This window comes from Mycobacterium sp. (genome assembly GCF_032161845.1).
Taxonomy (GTDB): Bacteria; Actinomycetota; Actinomycetes; order Mycobacteriales; family Mycobacteriaceae; genus Mycobacterium.
The window spans coordinates 1-3,076 of sequence record NZ_JAVRQA010000459.1; the positions used below are offsets into that span (position 1 = coordinate 1).

Annotated in this window: 4 protein-coding genes; all 4 read left to right on the plus strand. The window is 66.6% G+C overall.

All coding sequences use genetic code 11. The annotated features are described in order from the left end of the window. Positions 1–189: NlpC/P60 family protein (locus QOD90_RS24865; protein WP_526354086.1), on the plus strand; the 189-nt coding region annotated here is incomplete at its 5' end. 11 nt (positions 190–200) lie between these two features. After that, a complete protein-coding gene (ripB, locus tag QOD90_RS24870) occupies positions 201–902 on the plus strand; it encodes an NlpC/P60 family peptidoglycan endopeptidase RipB (protein ID WP_526354088.1) in 702 nt (233 codons plus the stop codon). Between the two features lie 133 nt (positions 903–1,035). After that, on the plus strand, positions 1,036–2,175 hold the full coding sequence (gene moxR1 / locus QOD90_RS24875; RefSeq protein ID WP_526354090.1) for a chaperone MoxR1: 1,140 nt from the start codon (positions 1,036–1,038) through the stop codon (positions 2,173–2,175). Beyond that, on the plus strand, positions 2,172–3,076 hold a 905-nt coding region (locus tag QOD90_RS24880), incomplete at its 3' end, for a DUF58 domain-containing protein (RefSeq protein ID WP_526354092.1). The genes moxR1 and QOD90_RS24880, both read left to right, overlap by 4 nt.

A 3,076-nucleotide genomic window follows, 5' to 3' on the forward strand; every position in this document is an offset into this window, starting at 1 on the left:
AAGATTCCGGCGTCGCAGATGCGCCGCGGCGACGTCATCTTCTATGGCCCCGGCGGCGCTCAACACGTGACGCTGTACCTCGGGAACGGGCAGATGCTCGAGGCGCCCTACACCGGGTCGAACGTCAAGATTTCACCCGTTCGCACCAGCGGCATGACCCCCTACGTCATCCGCTACATCGAGTACTGAGGTTGATCGTCTTGCATTCCATCGTCTTTCGCTGCGTCAAGATCGTCGTGCCGCTCCTGTGGGCGCTCGGCGTGATGATCGGCGCAGCGGTGCCCGCAGCCGCGGATCCAGACGGTGGCGCATGGGATCCGACGTTGCCGAAGGTGGCGAGTTCCGGGGCGCCCGGCGACCCCGTCGCCATCGCCAACGCTTCGTTTCAGGTGAGCCAACTGGCACTGCAGACCACGCAGAACCTCGGGCAGCAGTTCCTCTCCAGCATCGGGCTTGGCGGAAGTTCATCGTCCGCGCTACCGGGCGGCCGGGTCCGTGGACCGCAGGCCATTGAATACGTGATCCGTCGCGCAGGGTCACAGATGGGCGTGCCCTACTCGTGGGGCGGCGGCTCACTCAACGGCCCAAGCGCGGGCGTCGATGACGACGCGGGCAAGATCGGCTTCGACTGCTCGGGGTTGACCCGCTACGCGTTCGCCGGTGTCGGCGTGCAGATTCCGAAGTACTCGGGCGACCAGTACGACTCCGGTCGGCCGATCCCACCGTCGCAGGCCAAGCGGGGCGATCTCATCTTCTACGGGCCGGGCGGAAGCCAGCACGTCACCATCTTCCTGGGCGGCGGCAGAATGCTGGAGGCGTCGGGTAGCGCGGGAAAGGTGACCGTCAGTCCGGTGCGAACCGCAGGCATGTCACCGCATTTGGTTCGGTTCATCGAGTCCTGATCGAGACCCGTACGGGACCCGGCACGTCGACGGATTCCGAACTGCCTGGAATAGTTGAGGAACGGCGTCCGCGACATGGCTTGGACACCGGCATGACCAGCGATCAAATGTGGACAACCTGGAAGGGTGCTTGATGACGTCACCGAGTGGACCGCCGCAGGGCGCCGGAGGGTATCCCGCGCACGGCCCAACACAGGGCTACCCTGCAGCAGGCCCGTCGCAGAATCAGCCGGTGAACGGTGGTCTGCAGAGCGAAGTGCACACGTTGGAGCGCGCGATCTTCGAGGTCAAGCGGATCATCGTGGGACAGGACCTGCTCGTCGAGCGGATGCTGGTCGGCCTGCTCGCCAAGGGCCACGTGCTCCTGGAGGGCGTGCCCGGTGTAGCCAAGACGCTGGCAGTGGAGACGTTCGCCAAGGTGGTAGGCGGGACGTTCGCCCGCATCCAGTTCACGCCCGACCTGGTTCCCACCGACATCGTCGGCACCCGCATCTACCGGGTCGGCAAGGAGGAGTTCGACACCGAGATCGGCCCCGTGATGGTCAACTTCCTGCTCGCCGACGAGATCAACCGTGCACCCGCCAAGGTGCAGTCGGCGCTGCTCGAGGTCATGGCCGAGCGCAAGGTGTCGATCGGCGGCAAGACCTTCCCCCTGCCCAACCCGTTCCTGGTCATGGCCACCCAGAACCCGATCGAGCAGGAGGGCGTGTACCAGCTTCCCGAGGCGCAGCGCGACCGCTTCCTGTTCAAGCTCAACGTCGGCTACCCCTCACCCGAGGAAGAGCGCGAGATCATCTACCGGATGGGTGTCACCCCGCCGCAGCCCAAGCAGATACTCGACACCGGTGATCTGCTGCGGATGCAGGAGGTTGCGGCCAACAACTTCGTGCACCACGCCCTCGTCGACTACGTCGTGCGCATCGTGACGGCCACCCGCGAGCCGGAGAAGTTCGGCATGCCCGACGCCAAGGCTTGGATCGCCTACGGCGCCTCGCCACGCGCGTCCCTCGGCATCATCGCGGCCTCGCGAGCCCTTGCCCTGATCCGTGGCCGCGACTACGTGATCCCGCTGGACGTCGTCGAGGTGATACCCGACGTGCTCCGGCACCGTCTCGTTCTCACCTATGACGCGCTGGCCGACGAGATCTCGGCGGAGACGGTGGTCAACCGCATCATGCAGACCGTCGCCCTGCCGCAGGTGAATGCCATTCAGCAGCAAGGCCAGTCGGCACCTCCGATGATGCCCACTGCGGCAGCGGCTAGCGGTCGGTGACCGCGTCGGGCGGCTGGACGGTCGACCTGCCGTCACTTCGGCGCGGCCAGATCCGCGACCCCGAACTGACGGCAGCGCTGCGCAAGCTCGAGCTGACGGTTCGCCGCAAGCTCGACGGTGTGCTGCACGGTGACCATCAAGGCCTGATCCCTGGTCCCGGCTCGGAGCCGGGGGAGTCGCGGATCTACCAGCCCGGCGACGACGTGCGCCGGATGGACTGGTCGGTGACAGCGCGCACCACTCATCCACACGTTCGGCAGATGATCGCCGACCGTGAATTGGAGACGTGGTTGGTGATCGACGTGTCCGCAAGCCTGGACTTCGGCACGACCGGCTGCGAGAAACGCGACCTCGCGGTGGCGGCCGCCGCGGCCATTGCCTTCCTGAACAGCGGCGGCGGCAACCGCCTCGGCGCCGTGATCACCAACGGCGACACCACCCGACGGGTGCCCGCGCTGTCCGGTCGCATTCACGAGCAGGAACTGTTGCGTGCCATCGCCACGATGCCGAAGGCGCCGGTCGGAGTCAGGGGTGACCTGGCCGTGGCGATCGAGACCCTGCGCAGGCCGGAACGCCGTCGTGGCATGGCCGTGATCATTAGCGACTTCCTCGGGCCGATCAACTGGATGCGGCCGCTGCGGGCCATCGCGGGTAGACACGAGGTGCTCGGGATCGAGATCATCGACCCCCGCGACGTCGAGTTGCCGGACGTCGGCGACGTGATCCTGCAGGACACCGAAACCGGTGTTACCCGCGAATTCACGATCGACGCGGCCCTTCGCGACGATTTCGCGAAGGCGGCGAACGCACATCGCGCCGAGGTGGCCCGCACGCTTCGTCGCTGCGGCGCGCCGCTGATGACGCTGCGGACCGACCGTGACTGGATCGCCGACGTGGTCCG

Coding starts and splice junctions, on each gene's coding strand:
- moxR1 (WP_526354090.1), top strand. CDS start 1,036: ATGACGTCACCGAGTGGACCGCCGCAGGGCGCCGGAGGGTATCCCGCG.